21 protein-coding genes and 1 riboswitch are annotated in these 22,413 nt (G+C 71.8%); of the genes, 12 read left to right on the plus strand and 9 right to left on the minus strand.

The features are described 5' to 3' along the window. The first annotated feature begins 37 nt into the window (after window positions 1–37). Together ACH34Q_RS40750 and ACH34Q_RS40755 are read left to right on the plus strand one after the other, a co-directional pair. The gene (locus tag ACH34Q_RS40750; protein WP_395988550.1) at window positions 38–607 is read left to right on the plus strand and encodes an SDR family NAD(P)-dependent oxidoreductase; all 570 of its coding nucleotides are present in this window, start codon (window positions 38–40) and stop codon (window positions 605–607) included. A 53-nt stretch (window positions 608–660) separates the two neighbouring features. Next, window positions 661–1,059 (plus strand): DUF3592 domain-containing protein, encoded by a 399-nt coding sequence (locus ACH34Q_RS40755; RefSeq protein ID WP_395988551.1) that lies wholly within the window; start codon window positions 661–663, stop codon window positions 1,057–1,059. On the opposite strand, the gene ACH34Q_RS40760 is transcribed toward ACH34Q_RS40755, so the two are convergent. Both ACH34Q_RS40760 and ACH34Q_RS40765 read right to left on the minus strand, forming a co-directional pair. Then, window positions 1,044–1,682, minus strand: coding sequence for a GNAT family N-acetyltransferase (locus ACH34Q_RS40760; RefSeq protein ID WP_395988552.1), 639 nt, complete (start codon window positions 1,680–1,682; stop codon window positions 1,044–1,046). The genes ACH34Q_RS40755 and ACH34Q_RS40760 overlap by 16 nt on opposite strands. 9 nt (window positions 1,683–1,691) lie before the next feature. Next, a riboswitch (SAM riboswitch) is annotated at window positions 1,692–1,778 on the minus strand. A 65-nt stretch (window positions 1,779–1,843) separates the two neighbouring features. Beyond that, window positions 1,844–2,920 (minus strand): phosphotransferase family protein, encoded by a 1,077-nt coding sequence (locus ACH34Q_RS40765; RefSeq protein WP_395988553.1) that lies wholly within the window; start codon window positions 2,918–2,920, stop codon window positions 1,844–1,846. Window positions 2,921–3,077: 157 nt separating this feature from the next. Between ACH34Q_RS40765 and ACH34Q_RS40770 the strand changes: the two genes are divergently transcribed. The 5 genes from ACH34Q_RS40770 (at window position 3,078) to ACH34Q_RS40790 (ending at window position 8,347) form a co-directional block, all read left to right on the plus strand. Then, entirely contained in the window at window positions 3,078–4,370 is a 1,293-nt protein-coding gene (locus ACH34Q_RS40770; protein ID WP_395988554.1) for an acyl-CoA dehydrogenase family protein, read from the plus strand. Window positions 4,371–4,420: 50 nt separating this feature from the next. After that, on the plus strand, window positions 4,421–5,152 hold the full coding sequence (locus tag ACH34Q_RS40775; protein WP_395988555.1) for a TetR/AcrR family transcriptional regulator: 732 nt from the start codon (window positions 4,421–4,423) through the stop codon (window positions 5,150–5,152). Between the two features lies 1 nt (window position 5,153). Then, window positions 5,154–5,534 (plus strand): VOC family protein, encoded by a 381-nt coding sequence (locus ACH34Q_RS40780; RefSeq protein WP_395988556.1) that lies wholly within the window; start codon window positions 5,154–5,156, stop codon window positions 5,532–5,534. Window positions 5,535–5,747: 213 nt separating this feature from the next. After that, window positions 5,748–7,196: a hypothetical protein gene (locus ACH34Q_RS40785; RefSeq protein ID WP_395988557.1), complete on the plus strand. Its 1,449-nt coding sequence runs from the start codon at window positions 5,748–5,750 to the stop codon at window positions 7,194–7,196. Beyond that, the gene (locus tag ACH34Q_RS40790; protein WP_395988558.1) at window positions 7,193–8,347 is read left to right on the plus strand and encodes an ARPP-2 domain-containing protein; all 1,155 of its coding nucleotides are present in this window, start codon (window positions 7,193–7,195) and stop codon (window positions 8,345–8,347) included. Before ACH34Q_RS40785 ends, ACH34Q_RS40790 begins: the two co-directional genes overlap by 4 nt. On the opposite strand, the gene ACH34Q_RS40795 is transcribed toward ACH34Q_RS40790, so the two are convergent. Both ACH34Q_RS40795 and ACH34Q_RS40800 read right to left on the minus strand, forming a co-directional pair. Then, window positions 8,344–9,162 carry a PIG-L family deacetylase gene (locus ACH34Q_RS40795; protein WP_395988559.1) on the minus strand — a complete coding sequence of 273 codons (819 nt, stop codon included), beginning with the start codon at window positions 9,160–9,162 and terminating at the stop codon, window positions 8,344–8,346. The two genes, ACH34Q_RS40790 and ACH34Q_RS40795, sit on opposite strands and share 4 nt — an antisense overlap. A 117-nt stretch (window positions 9,163–9,279) precedes the next feature. Continuing rightward, window positions 9,280–10,134 (minus strand): class II glutamine amidotransferase, encoded by an 855-nt coding sequence (locus ACH34Q_RS40800; RefSeq protein WP_395988560.1) that lies wholly within the window; start codon window positions 10,132–10,134, stop codon window positions 9,280–9,282. Between the two features lie 92 nt (window positions 10,135–10,226). Between ACH34Q_RS40800 and ACH34Q_RS40805 the strand changes: the two genes are divergently transcribed. Further along, on the plus strand, window positions 10,227–10,739 hold the full coding sequence (locus ACH34Q_RS40805) for an HAD domain-containing protein (RefSeq protein WP_395988561.1): 513 nt from the start codon (window positions 10,227–10,229) through the stop codon (window positions 10,737–10,739). Window positions 10,740–10,815: 76 nt separating this feature from the next. Here the strand turns inward: ACH34Q_RS40805 and ACH34Q_RS40810 are convergent, their stop codons facing one another. Further along, complete coding sequence (locus ACH34Q_RS40810) at window positions 10,816–11,490, minus strand: DUF1524 domain-containing protein (RefSeq protein ID WP_395988562.1); 675 nt, start codon at window positions 11,488–11,490, stop codon at window positions 10,816–10,818. A gap of 188 nt (window positions 11,491–11,678) precedes the next feature. Between ACH34Q_RS40810 and ACH34Q_RS40815 the strand changes: the two genes are divergently transcribed. Together ACH34Q_RS40815 and ACH34Q_RS40820 are read left to right on the plus strand one after the other, a co-directional pair. Beyond that, on the plus strand, window positions 11,679–12,692 hold the full coding sequence (locus ACH34Q_RS40815; RefSeq protein ID WP_395988563.1) for a methyltransferase: 1,014 nt from the start codon (window positions 11,679–11,681) through the stop codon (window positions 12,690–12,692). An 81-nt stretch (window positions 12,693–12,773) separates the two neighbouring features. Next, window positions 12,774–13,541 carry an SDR family NAD(P)-dependent oxidoreductase gene (locus ACH34Q_RS40820; RefSeq protein ID WP_395988564.1) on the plus strand — a complete coding sequence of 256 codons (768 nt, stop codon included), beginning with the start codon at window positions 12,774–12,776 and terminating at the stop codon, window positions 13,539–13,541. A gap of 44 nt (window positions 13,542–13,585) precedes the next feature. On the opposite strand, the gene ACH34Q_RS40825 is transcribed toward ACH34Q_RS40820, so the two are convergent. After that, entirely contained in the window at window positions 13,586–14,215 is a 630-nt protein-coding gene (locus ACH34Q_RS40825; protein ID WP_395988565.1) for an NUDIX hydrolase, read from the minus strand. Between the two features lie 12 nt (window positions 14,216–14,227). Continuing rightward, window positions 14,228–15,082: a DUF6597 domain-containing transcriptional factor gene (locus ACH34Q_RS40830; protein WP_395988566.1), complete on the minus strand. Its 855-nt coding sequence runs from the start codon at window positions 15,080–15,082 to the stop codon at window positions 14,228–14,230. A gap of 103 nt (window positions 15,083–15,185) precedes the next feature. Between ACH34Q_RS40830 and ACH34Q_RS40835 the strand changes: the two genes are divergently transcribed. Beyond that, a complete protein-coding gene (locus ACH34Q_RS40835; protein ID WP_395988580.1) occupies window positions 15,186–15,764 on the plus strand; it encodes a TIGR03086 family metal-binding protein in 579 nt (192 codons plus the stop codon). 96 nt (window positions 15,765–15,860) lie between these two features. After that, the gene (gene gltX, locus ACH34Q_RS40840) at window positions 15,861–17,270 is read left to right on the plus strand and encodes a glutamate--tRNA ligase (protein WP_395988567.1); all 1,410 of its coding nucleotides are present in this window, start codon (window positions 15,861–15,863) and stop codon (window positions 17,268–17,270) included. 100 nt (window positions 17,271–17,370) lie between these two features. Here gltX and ACH34Q_RS40845 read toward each other — a convergent pair whose 3' ends face one another. Both ACH34Q_RS40845 and ACH34Q_RS40850 read right to left on the minus strand, forming a co-directional pair. Further along, a complete protein-coding gene (locus tag ACH34Q_RS40845; protein WP_395988568.1) occupies window positions 17,371–18,054 on the minus strand; it encodes a two-component system response regulator in 684 nt (227 codons plus the stop codon). 75 nt (window positions 18,055–18,129) lie between these two features. Beyond that, on the minus strand, window positions 18,130–22,356 hold the full coding sequence (locus ACH34Q_RS40850) for a HAMP domain-containing protein (protein WP_395988569.1): 4,227 nt from the start codon (window positions 22,354–22,356) through the stop codon (window positions 18,130–18,132). Window positions 22,357–22,413: the final 57 nt, after the last annotated feature.

Below are 22,413 nucleotides of genomic sequence, written 5' to 3' on the forward strand. Positions count from 1 at the left end.
CTGTGCCAACGTGAACCGACTCGCGTGGAGGAGCCTCATGGACCGGACCGCGCTCGCAGGGACGGCCGCCCTGGTCACCGGGGCCGGCCGCGGCGTCGGCGCCGCCGTCGCCCGTACCCTGGCCGCCGCCGGAGCGCGGGTCGCCGTGCTGGACCGCGACGCCGCGGCCGCCCGCGCGGTGGCCGCCGGACTCGACCGCGCGATCGCCTGCACGGCCGACGTCTTCGACGGCGACGCGGTCGAGGACGCCGTCGAACGCGCCGAACGCGAGCTCGGCCCGATCGGCCTCCTGGTCAACGTCGCCGGCATCGAGCGCTCCCTCACGGTGAACGCGACCGGCGTCTTCCTGGTCTCCCGCGCCGTCGCCCGCCGGATGGTCCCGCGCCGTACCGGCTCGATCGTCACCGTCGCCGCGGAGGGCGCCCGCGTCCCGCGCGCCCGCCTGACACCCTGCGCGGCCTCCACTGCCACGGCCGCACAGTTCACCCGCTGCCTGGACGTGGAACTCGCCGAGTACGGCATCCGCTGCGAGGTCGTCCCGGTCGACCGCGCCCTCACCGGCGTCCTCGCGGCCACGCGCCGCGCCCCGGAATTGCTGTTGCGGTAGCGCTCCCGCCGCGCCGTCCGGTATGCCTTGAACCGACGAAGGGACTGCCGCGGATGGACGTGCACTGGATCGGCGTCGCGATCGGCCTCTACGTCGCGTACGCGGGCGTCTCGATGCTGGTGGCCAAGATCCGCCTGCAGCTGCGCGGGCCGCGCGTACCCGGCGTCGTCGCCGGCCGTACGGACGCCGCGGCGACCCGGCCCGGAGTGGTGAGCCGCTCCGGCGTCGTCCGCTTCACCACCGAGGACGGCCGCACCGTCGAGGCCACCAGCTCGGTGCACTCGTTCCCCGGTCCGAAGGTCGGCCGGCAGGTCACCGTCGTGTACGACCCCAAGCGGCCCGAACGCACCGGCGAGCGCATCGGCGTCCACCTGTTCCTGCTCCTGGTCGGTGCCCCGCTGTTCATCGCCGTCGGCGCCGGGATCGCGCTCCTGAACTACCTGGACATGTGACGGTCCGCGTCCTTGGCCTCGAGCCGTCCGGCCAGGCGCGCCTTGACCGCGGGCCACTCCGAGGCGATCACCGAGTACATCGCCGAGTCCCGCAGCCGGCCGTCCTCGCCCGGCGCCCACGACACCCCCCAGCTCCGCAGCACCCCTTCGAAGGTGGCGCCGAGGGCCTGGATGGCCCGCCGTGACCGCTCGTTGCGGGCATCGGTCTTGAGGTCGACCCGTTCCACCCGGAGGGCCTCGAAGGCGTGGCCCATCAGCAGCAGCTTCGCCTCGGCGTTGATGCCCGAGCCCTGCCCGGACGCGCCGAGCCAGGTGAAGCCGATCTCGACGGCGCGCAGCTCGTCGCGGCCCGGCCAGTACCGGGGGTCCAGGTACGCCGTGCAGCCCACGGCGCGGCCGTCCGCCCGGCGGACCTGCGCGAACGGAACGACCCCTTGCTCCGCCCGCGCGAAGTGGGCCCGCACGAAGGCCGTGACCTCGCCGGCGCGGGGCACGAGCGTGAACGCGTAGCTGCCGCGATCCTCTTCCGCCGCCAGGGCCAGGTCGTCCACATGGTCCAGGGACAGCGGCTCGAGCCTGACGAGAGAACCTTCGAGGACGGGTACGTCGAACCAGGTGCCCATGGCGTCAGCTCCTCATCGTTCCTGGCAGTGGCACCTTGCCGTGGCAGGTTGCCGGACCGTCTCGGGGCCAGGTCCCTCGGGTCCTCTGGATGAACGCCACCGATCCTCGCGGGCGGACTCCGCCGCCGTCAAGGCGATTGATCAAGGCGCGCGCCGAGCCGTCAGGATTCCTCGGCGGCGATGAAGGCCTCGGCGCGGCGGAACAGGCCGAGGGTGATGGTGTGCAGCATGTCGCCGGTCTCCTTGGGTGCCTTGCCGGCGAACGCGCGGGCGTGGGTGCCCTCCAGGACGATGCCGAGCTTGAAGCAGGCCAGGACCGCGTACCAGGTGATGGACGCCAGGTCGCGGCCCTTGGCGGCCCCGGCGCGCTCGGCGTAGGCGGTCACGAGCTCGCCGGGGCCGGGCAGGCCGCCGGCCTCGCCGAGCGGGCCGGCCAGCATGTCGCTCATGTCGCCCTGCGCGGGCCAGGTGGCCAGCAGCCAGCCGAGGTCGAGCAGCGGGTCGCCGATCGTGCACATCTCCCAGTCGACGATCGCCGCCACCTGGGGGCCGCTTGAGGAGTACATGAGGTTGGCCAGGTGGTAGTCGCCGTGCAGGATGCCCGGGCGCCAGGTCTTGGGACGGCCGGCCTCCAGCCAGGCCGCGACGCGGTCCAGGCCCGGGATGTCGGGGCCCGGGTAGCCGTCGAGGGCGCCGTAGCCGTCCAGTTCCGACATCCAGCGGCCGACCTGGCGCTCCAGGAACCCCTCGGGCTTGCCGAAGTCGGCCAGGCCCACGGCCTCGTGGTCGACGGCGCCCAGGGCGGACAGGGCGCGGGCGGCGTTCAGGCCCATCTCGCGGCGGATCGCCGCGTCCGAGGCGTGCGGCTCGGGCAGCGTGACCGAGGCGTTGAAGCCGTCGACCGGCGTCATCAGGTAGAAGACGGCGCCGTTCATGACGTTCTCGTCCGGGCAGTCGGCGATGATGCGCGGGGCGGGCACGTCGGTGCCGTCGAGGGCCGCGAGCACGCGCGCCTCGCGGCGGAGCACGTCGTTGGTACGGGCGCGCAGGTGCCGGGGACCGCGGCGCAGCACGTAGCCGCGGCCGCCCCGGCGGAAGCGCAGCAGGACGTTCTGGGTCCCGCCGGACAGCAGGGTGACGTCTTCGAACGGGCCTTCGGGCAGGCCGCGCTCCGCCATCCACCCGGCGAGCACGTCGAAGTCCACGAGCTCGCGCTCGATCTCTGCGGGCTGCTGCACGGTCGCTCTCCCTCGAACCCTCGGACTCATGAACCACGAACCCTCGAACCCCTCGAACAGGGTTGTGCCGGAGAGTAACAGTGATGCACTTGCATTAATCCTTGTAGTAGGCGCATTATCGGCGGTGTACGCCGCCCGCGACGCCGAGGAGACCGCCATGGCATGGGACTTCGACACCGACCCCGAGTACCAGAAGCTGCTCGACTGGGCCGACACCTTCGTCCGGGAGGAGGTCGAGCCCCTCGACCTGGTCCTGGGCGACCCGTACGACAAGACCGACCCCCGCTTCAAGCAGCTGGTGCGGCCGCTGCAGCTGCAGGTGAAGGAGAAGGGCCTGTGGGCCTGCCACCTCGGCCCCGAGCTGGGCGGGCAGGGCTTCGGCCAGGTCAAGCTCGCGCTGCTGAACGAGATCCTGGGCCGCTCCCGCTTCGCGCCCTCGGTGTTCGGCTGCCAGGCGCCCGACTCCGGCAACGCCGAGATCATCGCCCACTTCGGCACCGAGGAGCAGAAGGAGCGCTACCTCGCGCCGCTGCTGGACGGCGAGATCTCCTCCTCGTACTCGATGACCGAGCCGCACGGCGGCGCCGACCCGACGCTGTTCACCACCCGCGCCGTGCGCGACGGCGACGGCTGGGTGATCAACGGCGAGAAGTGGTTCTCCTCCAACGCCAAGCACGCCGCGTTCATCATCGTGATGGCCGTGACGAACCCGGACGTCAGCGCGTACGAGGGCATGTCGATGTTCATCGTCCCGGCCGGCACGCCCGGGCTGACGATCGTCCGGAACGTGGGCGTCGGCGGCGAGCGCGAGGGCTCGCACGGCTACCTGCGGTACGAGGACGTCCGGGTGCCCGCCGAGAACCTGCTCGGTGCCGAGGGCGGCGCGTTCGTGATCGCCCAGACCCGGCTCGGCGGCGGCCGCATCCACCACGCCATGCGGACGATCGCGCAGGTGCGCAAGGCGTTCGACATGATGTGCGAGCGCGCGGTGAGCCGCAAGACGAGGTACGGGGCACTGGCCAAGCTGCAGATGACCCAGGAGAAGATCGCCGACAGCTGGATCGAGGTGGAGCAGTTCCGGCTGCTGGTGCTGCGCACCGCCTGGCTGATCGACAAGCACCAGGACTACAAGCTGGTACGCAAGGACATCGCCGCCGTCAAGGCCGCCATGCCCAAGGTGTTCCACGATGTCGTCCAGCGGGCGATGCATCTGCACGGCGCACTCGGCGTGTCGGGTGAGATGCCGTTCGCCGGCATGATGCTGGGCGCGCAGGCGCTGGCCATCGCCGACGGGCCCACCGAGGTCCACAAGATCACCGTGGCCCGGCAGATCCTGCGCGACTACGAGCCGGTGGAAGGATTGTGGCCGAGCGGCCACCTGCCCACCCGCCGCGAGGCGGCCCGCGAGCGCTACGCCGCCGCGCTCGAGAACGAGCTGGCCAACGAGTGACCGTGCCGTCCTGCGAGTGATGGGGCGGGCCGACCAGTGACAGGGGACGAGTGACCAACGCGACCCGCGAGCGGCTGCTGGACGCCGCCCAGCACCTGTACGCCCGGCGCGGCCTGGACGCGGTCAGCCTCCGCGAGATCAACCAGGCCGCGGGGGCGCGCAACGCCACCGCCGTCCAGTACCACTTCGGGGACCGCGCGGGGATCGTCCGCGCCGTCTTCGCCCGGTACCGGCCGGAGGTCGACGCGCGCCGGCACGCCCTGCTGGACGCCTACGAGGCGGCGCGCGAGGACGACGTGCGGGCACTGGCCGGGGCGCTGGTACGGCCGCTGGCGGCGCTGCTGCGGGACGAGGGCGGCCGGGACTTCCTGCAGATCTGGGCGGACGCGCTCAACCGCCCGGACGTGGTCGTCTCGGCCGCCGCGCTGGAGGACCCGAAGGACAGCATGTACCGCTGGCGCGCGCTGGTACTGCCGCTGCTGGAGGCGGACGCGGCGCGGCTGCACCGGCGGTTCACCGCGCTGCTGTACGCCTCGATCGAGCTGGGCCGCCGGGCCCGGTCCGGGCCGCGTACCGACGACCGGCTGTTCACCAGCTACCTGACCGACGTGGTCACCGCCATCCTGGCCGCCCCGGTGTCGGCGGAGACGCGCGGCCTGGCCGCCGAGCGCGACGCCGCCCGCGGCGGTGACGGGTCACATTTTTCCAAGACCGGGGCCGGCGGAGCGCCGCAGACTGGGCATGTCACTCACGGGGAACCGCCCGATGACCAGGGAGGATGACATGACCGACACGCCCAGGCGAACGTTCTACCCGATCGTCGACTACCGCGATCCGGCCAAGGCCATGGACTGGCTGGAGCGCGCTTTCGGCTTCGAGCAGCACGAGGTCCACAAGGACGAGCAGGGCCGGATGGTGCACATCGAGATGCGCTACGACACCGGCATCCTCATGCTCTCCGAGGTCGGCAAGGGAGCCAGCGCGGGCGCCGGGAACGCCGGGATGTACGTCGCGGTGGACGACCCGGACGCGCACCACGACCGGGCCAAGGCGGCCGGGGCCGAGATCATCAGGGAGCTCACCGACCAGCCGTACGGGTCGCGGGAGTACGCCGCCCGCGACCTGGAGGGCAACCCCTGGTACTTCGGTACGTACCGGCCCTAGCCGCCCCTCGCCGGTCCCCGGCCCGTCCGTACGACCACGGGAAAATGGGCGGAGACGCTCTGCTTCCTCCTGCTACCGTGCGGATGCCGGCCGCGGGACTTCGGTGCGACTTCCGGAACCCGCCTTTACAGCGATGATTCGCCGTTCGCGCCCCCATTCCCCGGCCGGCACCCCGGATCACTGGGACCGGGGCGGCCGGGGGAGCGCGGGGCGATGGGCGAGACGCTGGCGGACCTGGTCGCGTGCGAGGACGTGCTGATGTTCGTCAACGCCGCGATCACCTCCACCGGCCAGCGCGAGTTCCACCACGACGGCGGCGACCAGGGGCTCTCACTGGAGTTCCTGCACGAGTACATGCTCTACGGCTACCGCGACCTGTACGCCGCCGTCCTCGCGCTCGACATCAACGACCACAACGCGGCGATGATCGTCCGCAACCTGCTCGTGCACGCCGCCGAGGCGGACCGCGAGCGGCGGCGCGAGGAGGGGCTGCTGATCGCGGCCCGGCTCGCGCGGCTCCCGCAGCACCGCGTCCTGCGGCTGTTCCGCGACCTGCGCCGCGCCGGCGTGAACAACCGCCGCACCCGCGCCATCCAGCGCGACTGGCTGGCCTCGCGGACCGATCCCGCGTTCGACGCGGTCAAGTACCGGGGCGCGGTCAAGGACATGATCCGGCACGCGCACCTGCGCGTGGAGGGCGAGCTGGGGACCTTCCTCTTCGCCCCGCACAGCCGCGGCTCGTACCGGACGCCGATGTTCGAGACCTGGCGCCGCGCCCACTACGAGCAGGCCGCGCTCTACCGGCTGCCCTACACGGTCGCGGAGGGCTTCGCGAGCAAGCACGGCATCCCGCGCGAGGTCTTCCTGGAGCGCATCGAGCCCCAGATGACCCGGCTCGAACGGCTCCGCCTCCAGGAGAACGCGTACGTGCAGGGGAGCACGCGCGTGCGCAAGCCCGCCGGCAACGTCCGTACCGACCTGTCGGGGATGCCGCTCACCAGGCTCGCCACGTACGCCCTGGCGCTGCCCCTGGACACCCGCGCCGAGCGCCGCGAGGAGCTGACCACGGCCCTGCGCGCCGCCGCACGCAAGTCGGCCGGGCCGCTGGCCGGCCGGTGGGGGCACGTCGCGGCCGTCCTGGACGACAGCTTCTCCACCACCGGCTCCGGGCAGAAGCGCCGCCGCCCGCTGGCGGTCGCGCTGGCCTGCCACTACCTGCTGCAGGCCCTCGCCGCCCGCTACACCCCGCTGTGGACCTCCGGGCGCGCCGACGAGCTGCTGCTCTACCCGCTGGGGCCCACGCCCCTGGGCGAACGGATCCTGGACGCGCTCGACACCGGGCCCGAACGCCTCATCATCGTCTCCGACGGCTGGGACAACGCGCCGCCCGGCCTCGCCGCCGAGGTGCTGCGCGTCTGGCGTACCCGCCTCGACCCGGACCGCAAGGTCACGATCACCCATCTCAACCCGGTGTACGACGCCGACGACTTCGACGTGCGCCGGCTCACCCCGACCGTGCCCACGGCGGGCGTCCGCGACGCCGAGGACCTGCCCACCCTGATCGAGCTGGCCGGCTTCGCCGAGGGCCGGACCGGCCTGGACGACGTCCGCGCCTACCTCGGTGAGCGGACCGCCCGCTTCACGGCAGGAGGCCGGCGGTGAACCTCTCGCTCGACGGGCTGACGACGCGTCCCGCGCAGACGTGGGGGTCCATCCGGCTGGTGCCGCTCGTCCGGGACGAGCCGGTCCCGAACCTGCGGCTGCACCGCCGCGTGTACGACGACCCGTCCGTCGTGGACGTCGGCGACGGTACCGCCTACACCGCCTACATCCCGCACGCCTTCGTCGCGACGTGGCAGAAGGACGGCGAGCCCGCCGCGTCGTACGGCACCCGGATGCTGGTGAAGGACGACCAGGGCACGGCGCCCGCCCGCATGCGGATCAAGGTACGGCGCCGGATGACCCGGCGGGTGGCCAGGGACCGGCTCCGCTTCCTGCCCCTGCACCTGGCCGTCGAGGGCTACCTCGCGCTGCACTTCGGCGGCCCGGAGATCGCCTGGGAGGAGTGGTCGCAGCGCGCCCTCGCCCGCGGCCTGTCGCCCCGCTCCGAGGAGACCTACCTGGGGATGTACGTCCAGGGCCTGGAGGACGCGCTCGGCATCTTCGAGACGTACCCCGGGCAGTGCGGCGTCATGGTGTACGTCGCCGACGCCCTGGCCAGCGCGTTCGTCGTCCCGCACCCCGACGACTACCGGGCCCTGCACGCGACCCTCGTGCAGGACCTCTTCGGTGAGCAGATCTACCAGTACGGGCTGCTCACGCTTCCGTCCGACGACATGAAGGTACGCATCGACGGCAGCGGTGTGCGTTCGCTGAAGGATCTGCGCGACCAGGCGGCGCGGCGGCAGGACGAGTGGGCCGGGTTCCACGACGAGGTCATGGCGGGCGGGCTGTTCGACCCGAAGGGCTCGTCCCAGCACGTCCAGTACCTCGGCGGCTTCACCCTGGACCGGTTCCTGCCCTCCTTCACCCCGCACCAGGAGAACCACATCGGCGAGGCCATCGTGGACGACGAGACGGGCCGGATCGCCTACCTGAAGTCGTTCCGGCTCTCCGAGGCCCAGGTGCGGCGCGGTTACCTGCTGACCCGGCTGGCCGCGAGCGACTGGCACCTGGAGTCGGCCGCGGCCGCCCTGGGCACCGGCGCGGCCGGGCTGGCCCTCCGGCTGGAACGCGCCGGCTTCGGCTACCTCCTGCGCCAGGACGTCCTCGACCACTACCGCGCCAAGGCCCGCGCCGGGAACGCCCGCTAGCCGCGGAGGCCGGCGAACAGGTCGTCCTCCTGGTCGGGGGCGTCGACCTTGCAGATCTGCCGGATGAACGGCTCGAACCCGAACGCCATCATCTGCGCCTCCTCCGGCAGCCGCAGCATGAAGATGCCGTCGCTCTGGCTGGCGTGGGCCTCCAGCGCCTTGCGCTTGTGCTCGACGTACGCCGTCACGTCCAGCACGCTCGTGATCATCTCGTCCGGGACGCCGAAGTCGTCCGGCAGCTCGAAATCGCCCATGTCGGCCCCGGAGTCCTTCATGTACGTCATCATCTGCTCGATACCCGAACGCGGGACGGCCGTGTAGTAGAGCTTGCTCGGAATCCCCGTCGACTCGGTCGCGGCCATCGCGATCCGGTGCGCCTGGATATGGTCCGGGTGCCCGTAGCCGCCGTTCTCGTCGTACGTGACCACGACCTGCGGCCGGTAACGCTCCATCAACTCCGCCAGCCGCCGGGCGGCCGTGTCGACCGGGACGTTGGCGAACGCCTCGGGATGGGCGTTGGTGTCCCAGCCGACCATTCCCGAATCGCGGTATCCGAGCAGTTCCACATGCTCGATGCCGAGCAGATCGGCCGACTCGCGCAGCTCGGCGAGCCGCTGCCGCGCCACCGCATCGGCATCGTGCCGCGGGTCGTCCGGCTTGAGCCCCTCCGCGTCGTCGCCCGCCTCGCCGTTCGTGCAGGTCACCAGGACCGTGCGGATCCCCTCCGCGGCCGAACGCGCCAGCAGGCCGCCGGTACCGAGCACCTCGTCGTCGGGATGCGCGTGCACCGCCATCAGGGTGAGCTGGGGACTCATCAGGATCTCCTCGGGGATTCAGGGATCGAACGGTCAACCCTACGGCCCGCCACGGACACTCTCGCCCACCTGTTCGACCTGGCCGGCGGCCCAGCCCGCCAGGTCCGCCCGTCCCGGCTACGAATGGGTCTTCTGCGAGGCGGCCTCCTGGGCCGACAGGTCGGCCGCGGTGAGCGGGTGGGCCGGCGGGTCGAACGGGAACAGCGAGGACGACGCGAGCCCGTCGATGACCAGCAACTCGCCCGGCTCCAGCAGCCGCCAGCCCGGATCGTCGTCCATCCGCTCGCTGGCCACCACGTGCGCCGGGGTGGGCGCCTCGGCCTCCACGTCCAGGTGGCCGGGCTCGTGCCCGCCGTCCAGGTGCCGGCCGTGCCCGTCCAGCGCGGGCGCCAGCACCCACAGCTCGTTCGACTCGGGGTAGCGCAGTGCCCACAACCGGCCGGACTCGGCCAGCAGCAGGTTGAGCGAGAACACCGGCAGCTCGGCCGCGATCCGCCGGACCGCCGCGACCAGGCCCGCCGTCGTGTCGCCCCGCCGGCGGATCTCGGCGGTGATGTAGGCGAAGACCAGCTCGGAGTCGGTCTGCCCCTCCATCAGCGCCCGGTCCACGTCGGTGAGCCACGAGTCGAGCACGTCCAGGCCCTGGACCACGCCGTTGTGCGCGAACAGGCGGTCGTGCATGTCGAACGGATGCGCGTTGTGGACGTCGATCTTCCCGGTCGAGGCGTACCGCACGTGCGAGACGAACGTGTGCGACTGGACGTTGAGCGCCGCGGCGGCGAAATCGGAGTTCTCGAACGCGGCGATGGGCGCCCGGTCGCGGACCGGCTCGTCGCCCAGCGAGAACCAGCCCAGCCCCGTCCCGTCGGGCATCCGGCGGCTCTGCGCGTGCAGGCTCTGCGGCGCGTCCAGTAGCCAGAACGTGGCCCGTACCCGGGGTCCCCCAGTGGTCATACCGAAGAGTCGGCACATGCGTCCACAATGCCGGACGCCCCGTACTGGAGTCAGCACCACCCCGGCACAACGGCGTGGCGCGATCATGTGGCATGGCGTACGGTCCGGCTATGGGGACGCCACTGGTGCTGCTGGACGTCGATGGTGTGCTCAACCCGTTCGAGCGGCCGCATCGGGGTTTCAAGCGGCACCGGTGCTCGCCGAACGGCATGACGTTCAAGCTCTGGCTGAACGCCAGGCACGGGCGGATGCTGCTGGATCTGGCCGAGTCCGCGAACGCCGAGCTGGCCTGGGCGAGCTACTGGTGCGACGACGCCAACACCTGGATCGGGCCACGGGTCGGCCTGCCCGACCTTCCGTTCGTTCCGATCCCGCGGTTCCCCGGCATGGACGAGGGCGGCACGCTCGGCGGCTGGAAGGCCCGCCATGTCGCCGCCTGGGCGGACCGGCGGCCGTTCGTCTGGTTCGAGGACGAGCCGGACGCCACCGACTGCATCGCCGCCGAGCCCGGCGTCGCCGACCATCTCCTGGTCTCGGTGGAACCCCGGGAAGGCCTGACGGAGGCGCACATCGACCTGGCCCGAGGCTGGCTCCTGGCCCGCAGCGGCCAGGACACCGGCTGAGACACCGGCTGAGACACCGGCCCGGACAAGGTGTGACGGCCCCGGCCGTCAGCGGGAGGGCCGGGGCCGCCGGGCGTCAGCAGCTGCCGTTGACGAGGCTGGTGAGCGCCTTCTTCTCCGCCGAGTCGACCGTGAGGCCGTAGCGGTACTTCACGTCCGTCCAGGACCGTGCGTACATGCAGCGGAACGCGGTACGGGACGGCGTCCACTCCGCCGGGTCCTGGTCTCCCTTGGACTGGTTGACGTTGTCGGTGACCGCCCACAGCTGCGCGCTGGCGCGGTCGTTGGCGAACGCCTCGCGCCGCGAGGTCGTCCAGGAACGGGCGCCCGAGCGCCACGCCTCGGCGAGCGGGACCATGTGGTCGATGTCGACGTCGGACGCCTGCTTCCAGGTGGCGCCGTCGTACGGGCTATACCAGCTGCCCGAGACGGCGGCGCAGCTGGAGTCGGTCCTGACGTTGGTCCCGTCCCTCTTGAGGACGGTCTCGCGGGTGTTGCAGGAGCCCGTGACCGTGCTCCAGTGCGGGAACTTCTCGCGGCTGTAGCCGGTGGACGGTCCCTCGGCGGCGACGGTCAGGGCCGCCAGATGCTCGAGGGTGGCCGCCTTCCCCGGCGGTGCGGGCGGATCGGCGGCGGCCGGCGGCGCGGTGAGCGCCGTGGTGATCAGCGCCGTGGTGATCAGCGCCGTGCCGGCCAGGCCGGCGGTCAGGCTGGTGGTGAGAGCGGTGACGGTGAATCCCGTGCGTTTCACGGGGTTCCTCCTCCGACTCGGCAATGGGAGCCACACCAGTCTTATTTAAGGCGATAAACCAGAAATGTCCGTTAGCTACCGGCAAGATCACGGTCGTGTTACCGGCAAGTGGGGTCACATTCGTCCAATACGCCCCGCGCATGAACGCCTAGCGTCGATCTCGTACCGTTGGACAAGGGGAGATGACGATGGCTCGATCACCACTGCTGGACATGGCCTTCGGCTACATGCCGGCGCAGATCGTCTACACCGCGGCCGAACTCCGGCTGGCCGACGCGATGGCCGCGGGGCCGCGCACGAGTACGGAACTGGCAAAGGAGACCGGCACGCACGCGCCGTCCCTGCGCCGGCTCCTGCGCGCACTGGCCTCGATGGGGGTCGTGGAGCAGCGCGGCCCGGACCTGTTCGAGCTGACACCGGTGGGCGCCGGTTTGAAGAGCGATGACCCCGCCTCGGTACGGGGTTTGCTCAGGCTGTTCTGCGGTCCCGAGGTCTGGCGGTCCTGGGGCGACCTGGCCGAGACCGTGCGCAGCGGGGAGCCCGCATGGGACCGGCTCCTCGGAATGTCGTCGTTCGAGTTCATGGCCGAGAACGAGGAACTGTCGGCCACGTTCAACGCCGCCATGGCCGAGCACACCCGGCAGGTGGCACCGGAGATCATCGCCGGGTACGACTTCGGCCGCTTCGGCACGATCGCCGATCTGGGCGGTGGGGACGGCACCCTGCTGGCCGCGGTCCTGCGGGCCGCACCGCGGGCGCGGGGCATCCTGTACGACCTGCCCGCCGGGCTCAAGGACGCGGAGCGGGTCCTGTCCGAGGCCGGCGTGGCCGACCGCTGCGAGGTGGTCTCCGGGGACTTCTTCGAGGCCGTTCCCGAGGGCGCCGACGCCTACCTGCTCAAGAGCGTGATCCACGACTGGAACGACGAGCGGGCCACGGCCATCCTGAGCTCCTGCCGCAAGGCGATGCGCCCGGACGCGCGGGTGCTGCTCGTGGACTTCGTCATGCCGCCCATGGTCACGCCGGAGAACGCCGGCAACATCATGAGCGACATCAACATGCTCGTCGTGCTGAAGGGGCGGGAGCGTACCGAGGAGGAGTTCCGCGACCTGCTGGCCGCCGCCGGGCTGCGCCTGGCGTCCATGACCCCCGCCCTCCCGGGCTCCGGTTACCGGGTCATCGAGGCCGTTCCGGGCGGCTGACCGGGGTCAGGGGCCGCTTACCGGCGCGCGTCCGGCGCAGGGCAGGATGTGGGGATTCCGTCTCGCCTAGAAGGAGATTCGATGAGTTCTCTCGCCGGACGTGTCGCCCTGGTCACCGGGGGAGGCCGGGGGATCGGCCGCGCCATCGCCCTGGGTCTGGCCGCGGACGGCGCCACGGTCGCCGTCAACTACCGGAGCGACGAGGAGGCGGCCGCCAAAACGCTGTCAGACCTGGAGGCGGCGGCTCCCGACTCGGCGCCCCGCGCGTACGCGGCGGCGGTGGAGGACCTCGACGCGTGCCGGGCCCTCGCCGGGCGGATCGAGGCCGACTACGGGCGGCTGGACATCCTCGTGCACAGCGCGGGCATCGCCAGCCGGGGCAAGAGCGTGGCCGACACCGACCCCGCCGAGCCGGCGCGGGTCCTCGGGGTGCACGCGCTCGGCCCGCACCACCTCACCGCGGCGCTGCTGCCCCTGCTGCGGCGGTCCGAGCGCGGCGACATCGTGTTCGTCTCCAGCATGATCACCGACACCTTCCCCGCGTTCGGTGCCCCGTACGCGATGGGCAAGGCGGCGATGGAGGCCCTCGCGCACACGCTGGCCAAGGAGGAGCGCCGCAACGGCATGCACGTCAACATCGTCGCGCCCGGCGTGGTGGACACCGACATGGGCCGGCGGCTGGTGAAGGCGACGGCGGGCATCGACGACATCCGGCAGGCCGACGCGTCCTCGCCGTACGGGCACGTGTGCTCGCCGGAGGAGGTCGCCGACGTCGTGCGGTTCCTGGTCTCCGGCGCCGCCTCCTACCTCACCGACCAGCGGATCGTCGTGGACGGCGGCACGTTCTGAGGCCGTGCCGCCGGCTGCGGTGTGCCCTCGGGTGAGGCGTGCCGTCAGGTGCGGGTCCAGTCCGGCTGCAGGAAGTCGGCGACCCGCGCCTCGCGGCCCAGCAGCAGCACCTCGCGGAACTGCCACAGCATCGCCCCGGTCGGCGCGTGCACGACCCAGTCGGGACGCAGCCGCATCTGCAGCAGGCTCCCGCCGCCGATCTGGGGGACCCAGCGGGGCGTGTCGTCGTCGGCGAGCCGGGCCAGGCTCACATGGTGGACGGACTTGACCTCGTCCGGGCTGGGCCGCAGCGGGCCCGGGTCGGCCGGGGCCACCACGATCGGCGTGATCGCGAACCCGGACGTGGCGGGGAAGTCGTCGAGCCGGCCGAGCACCTCGGACGGCTCCAGCTCCAGCCCCAGCTCCTCGTGCAGCTCGCGCAGCGCCGCCTGCTCGGGCGTCTCGCCCTCGTCCATCCGCCCGCCGGGCAGCCCCCACTGGCCCGCGTTGCGGCCCCGGTCGGCCCGCTTGATCAGGATCACCGACGGGACGCCCGCGTCCTCGACCACGCACAGCACCACGCCGGCGCGGCGGGATCCGGGGGAGTCGGGGACCGTGGTGTGCTCGAACGCGCCGAGCCGCCGGGCGGCGGTCTCCCGGAACGCGGGCAGGCTGGTGAGGGGGGAGTCGGTCATGCGCCGATCTTCTCAGGTACGCGCCGGGGCGCCTTCTCCGGTACCGGACTGCGCCCTGGCATAGCGGGCCGGTGACGTCCCCACCGAGGCGGTGAAGTCGCGGGTGAAGTGGGCTTGGTCGGCGTAGCCGAGCTCGGCCGCCAGCTCCGCCCAGTCGACCCCGGTGCCCGCCGCCGCCCGCTCCGCAGCCTCCAGCATCCGGAAGCGCCGGATCACCCACTTGGGGCCGATGCCCACGTACTCGTGAAAGAGCCGCTGCAGGCTGCGCGGGCCGATCCCGAGGTCGGCGGCCAGCTCGCCGACGCGGACCAGCGCGGGCCGCTCGGCGATGTGCTCCACCACGCGCGCCGCCCGTTCGGCCTGAGGGTCCGGTACGTCCGGGCGCCGGTCGAGCAGGAACGACTCCAGCCGGTCGAGGGCCTCCTGCGCGTCCGGGCGGCCGAAGACGTCCGCGCCGAGCGCGCGCCCGGCGGCACCGAACACCTCGTCCACCGCCGGCATCCGGCCGGTGATCGTCGACAGCGGCGCGCCCAGGAACGGCCGGAAGCCGCCGGGCAGGAACCCCACCCCGATCACCCGCCCCTCCCCGGCGATCTCCTCCACGAACTCGTCCCGGACCACGCCCACGATCCGGGCCCGCGTCGCCCCGGTGGTCAGGTAGCCGGTGAACGTCATGTGCACGGACGGTCGGGTCAGCACCCGCTGCCGGTGCGGCTCGCGGCCGCGCAGGTCCCAGGTCAGGATCCAGAAGAACTCCACGTACGGGGCGAGGGCGGGGGAGGGGGCGATCCTGGTGACATGGAAGCGTTCCCGCGCCGTACGGGCGTTCAGGACCCCGGGCGGGTCCGCGGGCAGGATTCGGGCCATTCCTCCAGGCTAACCGGGGCCGCCGTCGCGTTTCTTCAAGACGCCGGGGCAGGAGCCCCCTAGCGTGGAGGGCGTTCGAACGGATGAGCGAGGAGTGATCGTGATGGAGTTCCGGGACCTGATGGTGCCCGCTGCGGAGGAGTCGGCGCGGATCGTCCGGGGCGTACCGGCCGGGCGCCTGGACGGGCCGACGCCGTGCCCCGAGTGGGACGTGCGGGCGCTGATCAACCATCTGATCTTCTGGACGGGGCGGGGCGAGACCGCCGCCCGCAAGCAGCCGCCCATCGACGTGGAGGAAGGACACGACTTCATCAAGGACGGCGGCTGGGCCGACCTCTACGCCGACCAGGCCCGCAGGACCGCCGAGGCCTGGACGGACCCGTCCGCCTGGGAGGGCGAGACCAGCCTCAGCGGTGCCCCCGAGGGCATGCCGGCCGCGTTCATCGGCGGGATCCTGTTCGGGGAGTGCGTCCTGCACGGCTGGGACCTCGCCGTCGCCACCGGCCAGGACACCGCTTTTCCGGACACGCTCGTCCGCGCCGCGTACGAGCGGGTGGAGGCAACGGCCGAGATGAGCCGCGAGTACAAGGTGTTCGGCCCCGAGGTGAAGGTGCCCGAGTCCGCGCCGCTGCAGGACCGGCTCCTCGGACTGGCCGGCCGCGACCCGTACTGGAAGCCCTGACCCGGCCGGCGGGAAGCCCTGACCCGCACCGGAAGCTCCGGCCCGGGCGGGCGAGGCTCGGCGCAAACCGGTTGCCGGGGGTTCTACGCTTGGGGCATGTCTTCCACGTCTTCGATTCGTGTCCGCTTCGCCCCGTCCCCGACCGGGATGTTCCATGTGGGGGGTGCCCGGTCCGCCCTGTTCAACTGGGTGATGGCCGCGCAGTCGGGCGGCACGCTGGTGCTGCGGATCGAGGACACCGACACCTCCCGCAACAGCCCCGAATGGACCGAGGGCATCATCCGGGCGATGGCCTGGCTCGGCATGGACGGCGGGCAGTACGAGGGCCCCTACTTCCAGTCGGCCAACGCCGACAAGCACGCCGCCGCCGCCCGCACGCTGATCGAGGCCGGCCGCGCGTACTACTGCGACTGCGTGCGCGACGACGTGATCGCCCGGACCGGCGACCAGCACAAGGGCTACGACGGCTTCTGCCGCGACCGCGGCCTGGAGCCGGGGCCGGGCCGGGCGCTGCGGTTCCGTACGCCCGACCGCGGCCACACCACCGTGATCGACCTGCTGCGCGGCAAGCCGGTCTTCGAGAACGCGGTCCTGGAGGACTTCGTCCTCGCCCGCGCCGACGGCTCGGTGACGTTCCTGCTGGCCAACGCCGTGGACGACATGAGCCAGGGGATCACCCACGTCGTCCGGGGCGAGGAGCACCTGTCCAACGCGCCCAAGCAGCAGCTGCTGTGGGAGGCGCTCGGCGGGGAGCCGCCGGTGTGGGCGCACGTCCCGGTGATCGTGAACGAGAAGCGGCAGAAGCTGTCCAAGCGCCGCGACAAGGTCGCGCTGGAGGACTACCAGGCCGAGGGCTACCTCGCCGCGGCCATGCGCAACTACCTGATGCTGCTGGGCTGGGCCCCCTCGGGCGACCGCGAGATCGTCCCGTGGGAGGTCATCGTCGACGAGTTCCGGATCGAGGACGTCAACACCTCGCCCGCGTTCTTCGACGAGAAGAAGCTGCGCTCGTTCAACGGGGAGTACATCCGGGCGCTGCCGGTCGAGGAGTTCGCCGCCGCCTGCCTGCCGTTCCTGGAGAGCGCGCCGTTCGAGGCCGACCCGGCGGTGTTCGACCAGCTGGCTCCGCTGGCGCACACCCGGGTGGCGGTGCTGGCGGAGATCGTGCCGATGGTCGACTTCGTGTTCCTGGACGAGCCGCCGTTCGACGAGCAGTCCTGGAACAAGGGCATGAAGGGCCCGGCGGCCGAGATCCTGGCCGCCGCCGAGGAGGCCTACCGGGACGCCCCCTGGGAGACCGCTGAGCTGAAGGACCGGCTGGAGCAGGTCGGCGTCGCGCACGGCCTCAAGCTGGGCAAGACGCAGGCACCGGTCCGGGTGGCCGTCACGGGCCGCACGGTCGGGCTGCCGCTGTTCGAGTCGCTGGAGATCCTCGGCCGCGAGCGCACCCTGGCCCGCATCGCCGCCGCCCGCGCCAAGCTCGCCGCCGCCTCGCCGGCCTCCTGAGCGTGTGATCCCCGGAGCCGGGTGACCCGCGGGGCGGGTCACCCGGCCGGACCGATCGGCGTGCCCGGCCATGCGTGCCCGGCCATGCCGGTCCGGCCGGTCAGTCGGCCGGGTCGTCGGTGCCGGTGACGGTCGTCAGCAGGTCCGTCACCCGCCGGTCCAGCTCCTCGAAGTCCTCCCGCAGCGTGGCCGGGATCCGCTTGCCCACCGACTCCAGCTGGTCCTGGACCGCCTTGAGCCGCGACTCCAGCTCCGCCGCGGCCCGAGCCTCGGCCTCCGGTACGGTCCCGGGCTCGCGGCTGGGATCGGTGGTGGGCCTGGCCTGCAGCAGGGCGGCCTGCTCGCGCAGCAGCGCCGCCTGCTCGCGCAGCAGGGTGGTCTGGTCGCGCAGCTGCTTGTTCTTGTTGTGCAGCTCCACGAACACCGACACCTTCGCGCGCAGCACCCAGGGGTCGAACGGCTTGGAGATGAAGTCCACCGCGCCCGCCGCGTACCCGCGGAACGCGTAGTCGGGATCGCTGTTGACCGCCGTCAGGAAGATGATCGGCAGATCGCGCGTCTTGCGGCGGCGCTTGATGTCGCGCGCGGTCTCGAAGCCGTCCATTCCCGGCATCACCACGTCCAGCAGGATCACCGCGTACTCGTCGGTGAGCAGCGCCTTGAGGGCCTCCTCACCGGAACGGGCCCGGACCAGATCCTGATCGAGCGAGCTGAGGATGGCCTCCAGCGCGATGAGGTTCTCCTCGCGGTCGTCCACGAGCAGGATCTTCGCCTTGTCGTCCACGCTTGCTCTTCTCCGATCGTTCCCGGGGCTCCGCGCGATCCTAGTGGTCAGGGGCCGGTGGTCAGGGGACGGTGGTCAGCGGACGATGGACGGCTGCAGCCAGGTGCGCATGACGTCCAGGAGATGGTCCACGTCCACCGGCTTCGGCACATAGTCCGACGCGCCGGAGGCCAGGCTCTTCTCCCGGTCCCCCTTCATCACCTTGGCCGTGATCACGATGATCGGCAGCTCGGCGAACTGCGGCATCTCGCGGATCGCGGCGGTCGTGGCGTACCCGTCGAGGCCGGGCATCATCACGTCCATCAGCACCAGCGCCACGTCCGGGTTGCGGTGCAGCACGTCGATGCCGGCCTGCCCGTCCTCGGCGTACAGCACCTCCATCCCGTAGCCCTCCAGCACGCTGGTGAGCGCGAAGACGTTGCGGACGTCGTCGTCCACGATCAGTACCTTGCGGCCCGACAGCACGGTGTCGAGGAAGTCCGAGGGCGGCTCCTCCATCAGCCCGGCGAGCGCGGGCTCGGACTCGACCGGCCGGTCGCCGGGGCGGCCGGGCCGCTCGGCCGGCGGGACCGGCTCCCGCGGCTGCTGGGGCGCGGCGCCGCCGGGCTCGGCCGGGCCCGCCGTCACGGCGGCGTGCACCGGCTCGTCCGGCAGCACCGAGCGCCGCCGGCCGTCCGGCTCGGAGTACTGCGCGGGCAGGTACAGCGTGAACACGCTGCCCCGGCCCGGCTCGCTCTCGGCATGGATCTCGCCGCCCAGCAGCCGCGCGATGTTGCGGCTGATCGACAGGCCCAGGCCGGTGCCGCCGTAGCGGCGGCTGGTGGTCCCGTCGGCCTGCTGGAACGCCTCGAAGATCACCTGCAGCTTGTCCGCGCTGATCCCGATCCCGGTGTCGATCACGCGGAACGCGATCACGTCGGGGGTGTTCCACAGCGCCGGCAGCGTGAAGCTGATGTCGCCGGCCCGCTCGATCCGCAGCCGGACGTCGCCCTCGGCGGTGAACTTGACCGCGTTGGACAGCAGGTTGCGCAGCACCTGCTGCAGCCGCTGCTCGTCGGTGTACAGCGAGCCGGGCACCTCGGGGGAGACCTCCACCCCGAAGGCCAGCCCCTTGTCGACCGCCAGCGGCCGGAACGTGGCGTCCACGTAGTCGACCAGCCCCGACACCGCCAGCCGCTGCGGGTGCAGCTCCATCTTCCCGGCCTCGACCTTGGCCAGGTCCAGGATGTCGTTGATCAGCTCCAGCAGGTCGGTGCCCGAGTCGTGGATGGTCTGCGCGAACTCCACCTGCTTGTCGGTGAGGTTGCCGCTGGGGTTCTCCGACAGCAGCTTGGCCAGCACCAGCAGGCTGTTGAGCGGCGTGCGCAGCTCGTGCGACATGTTCGCCAGGAACTCGGACTTGTACCGCGAGGAGATGGCCAGCTGCTCGGCGCGCTCCTCCAGCGTCCGCCTGGCCTGCTCGATCTGGAAGTTCTGGATCTCGATCGCGCGGTTCTGCTGGGCCAGCAGCGCCGCCTTCTCCTCCAGTTCGGTGTTGGAGTTGCGCAGCTCGCCCTGCTGCCGCTGCAGCTCGTCCGAGCGCTCCTGCAGCTCCTGGGCCAGCCGCTGCGACTCGGCCAGCAGCGACTCGGTCCTGGTGTTGGCGCTGATCGCGTTGAGCGTGACCCCGATGGTCTCGATCAGCTGGCTGAAGAACGCCAGGTGCACGTCGGTGAACCGGCCGAACGAGGCCAGCTCGATCGCGCCCAGCACCGAGTCCTCGAACATGATCGGCATCACGATGATGTTCACCGGGCCGCCGTCGCCCAGCCCCGACCCGATCTTGATGTAGTCGGACGGCGCGTCGCCGATCAGCATCGTGCGGTGCTCGGCCGCGGCCTGCCCCACCAGGCCCTCGCCCAGCGCGAACCGGACCGCGCCCGCCCGTACCTTGCGGACCCCGTACCCGGCGATGAGCACCAGCTCGCTCTCCTCGCCGCCGTGGTCGGCCAGGTAGAACGCGCCGTACTGGGCGTTGGCGGTCGGCGTCAGCTCCCGCATGATCAGCTCGGCCACCTGCATCAGGTCGCGGTGGCCCTGCATGAGCCCGCCGATCCTGGCCAGGTTGGTCTTGAGCCAGTCCTGCTCCTCGTTGGCCCGGGTGGTCTCGCGCAGGGTGGCGACCATCAGGTTGACGTTGTCCTTGAGCTCGGCGACCTCGCCGCGCGCCCCGACCGTGATGTTGCGGCTCAGATCGCCGGTGGCGACCGCGCTGGCCACCTCGCCGATCGCCCGCACCTGGGTGGTCAGGTTGCCGGCCAGCTCGTTGACGCTCTCGGTCAGCCGCTTCCACGTACCGGAGACGCCCTCGACCTCGGCCTGGCCGCCCAGCCGGCCCTCGATGCCCACCTCGCGGGCCACCCGGGTGACCTCGGAGGCGAACGAGGACAGCGTGTCGACCATCGTGTTCAGCGTGGTCTTCAGCTCCAGGATCTCGCCCTGGGCGTTCACGTCGATCCGCCGGGTCAGGTCGCCGTGCGCGACCGCCGTCGCCACCTGGGCGATGTTGCGGACCTGGTAGGTCAGGTTGGAGGCCATCCCGTTGACGTTGTCGGTCAGGTTCTTCCACATGCCGCCGGCGCCGGGCACCAGCGCCTGGCCGCCCAGCCGGCCTTCCGTGCCGACCTCGCGGGCGACGCGGGTGACCTCGTCGGCGAACGCCGACAGGGTGTCGACCATCGTGTTGATGGTGTCCTTGAGCTGCAGGATCTCGCCCTGCGCGTCGACGGTGATCTTCTTGCCCAGGTCGCCCTCGGCGACCGCCGTGGTGACCTGCGCGATCCCGCGGACCTGCGTGGTCAGGTTGTTGGCCATCGAGTTGACGTTGTCGGTCAGGTCCTTCCAGACCCCGCTCACGTCCCGCACGTTGGCCTGGCCGCCCAGCCGCCCCTCCGCGCCCACCTCGCGGGCGACGCGGGTGACCTCGTCGGCGAACGCCGACAGCTGGTCGACCATGGTGTTCATGGTGTCCTTGAGCTCAAGGATCTCGCCCTGCGCGTCCACGGTGATCTTCTTGGTCAGGTCGCCCTGCGCCACCGCCGTGGTGACCTGCGCGATGTTGCGGACCTGGTACGTCAGGTTGGAGGCCATCCCGTTGACGTTGTTGGTCAGGTCCTTCCAGACGCCGCTCACGCCCGGGACCCGGGCCTGGCCGCCCAGCCGGCCTTCCGTGCCGACCTCGCGGGCGACGCGGGTGACCTCGTCGGCGAACGCCGAGAGGGTGTCGACCATCTGGTTGACCGTCAGCTTCAGCTGCAGGATCTCGCCCTGCGCGTCGACGGTGATCTTCTTGCCCAGGTCGCCCTCGGCGACCGCCGTGGTCACCTGGGCGATGTTGCGGACCTGGTAGGTCAGGTTGTTGGCCATCGCGTTGACGTTGTCGGTCAGGTCCTTCCAGACCCCGCTCACGCCGCGGACGTTGGCCTGGCCGCCCAGCTGCCCCTCGGTGCCGACCTCGCGGGCGACGCGGGTGACCTCGTCGGCGAACGCCGACAGCTGGTCGACCATCGTGTTGACCGTGAGCTTGAGCTCCTGCAGCTCCCCGGTCGCCTCCACGGTGACCTTGCGGGTCAGATCGCCCTCGGCGACCGCCGTGGTCACCTCGGCGATGTCGCGGACCTGGTCGGTCAGCCGGCCCGCCATCGCGTTCACCGCGGCGGTCACGTCCCGCCACTGGCCGGTCATACCGCGCGAGGACGCCTGCCCGCCGAGCCGGCCCTCGGTGCCGACCTCACGGGCGAACTGGGCGACCTCCCAGGTGAACCGGTCCAGCAGCTCCACCATGCCGTTGACCGACTTGGCCATCCGCAGCAGCTCGCCGCGCATCGGCCGGCCGCGGACCCGCAGCTCGACCCGCTGATTGAGGTCGCCCTTGGCCACCGCCTCGACCACCTGGTACATCCCGGTGGCCAGATCGGTCAGCTTGTCCATGATCGCGTTGGAGTCCTCGACGGCCATCGCCCAGCTGCCCTTGAGCGTGCCGGGGGTGATCCGGCCGCCCAGCTGGCCGTCCCGGCCGATCTCGCGCCGCACCCGGCTCAGCCCGCTGGCCAGCTGCTCGCCGCTGTCCCTGATCTCCTCCAGGATGGCGGCCGCCTCGGCCACCGCGCCCTCACCGGGCACATCGAGGTCGGGCCGGGACTTGCCGTCCCGGACGGCCGCGAGCGCCTTCAGCAGTGGCGCCAGGTCCGCGTCGCTGTAGCGGGGTGTGGTGTCATGGAACGACCCTCCGTTGCGACGGGAGCTGGACGCGGTTCGGGGCATGCTCTTCATCCTCCTGGCCCGCGATGTGGGTGTACGAAGACCACGGATACCTCGTCC

The organism is Actinomadura sp. 9N407 (genome assembly GCF_044326315.1).
In the GTDB taxonomy this organism is placed as follows: Bacteria; Actinomycetota; Actinomycetes; order Streptosporangiales; family Streptosporangiaceae; genus Spirillospora.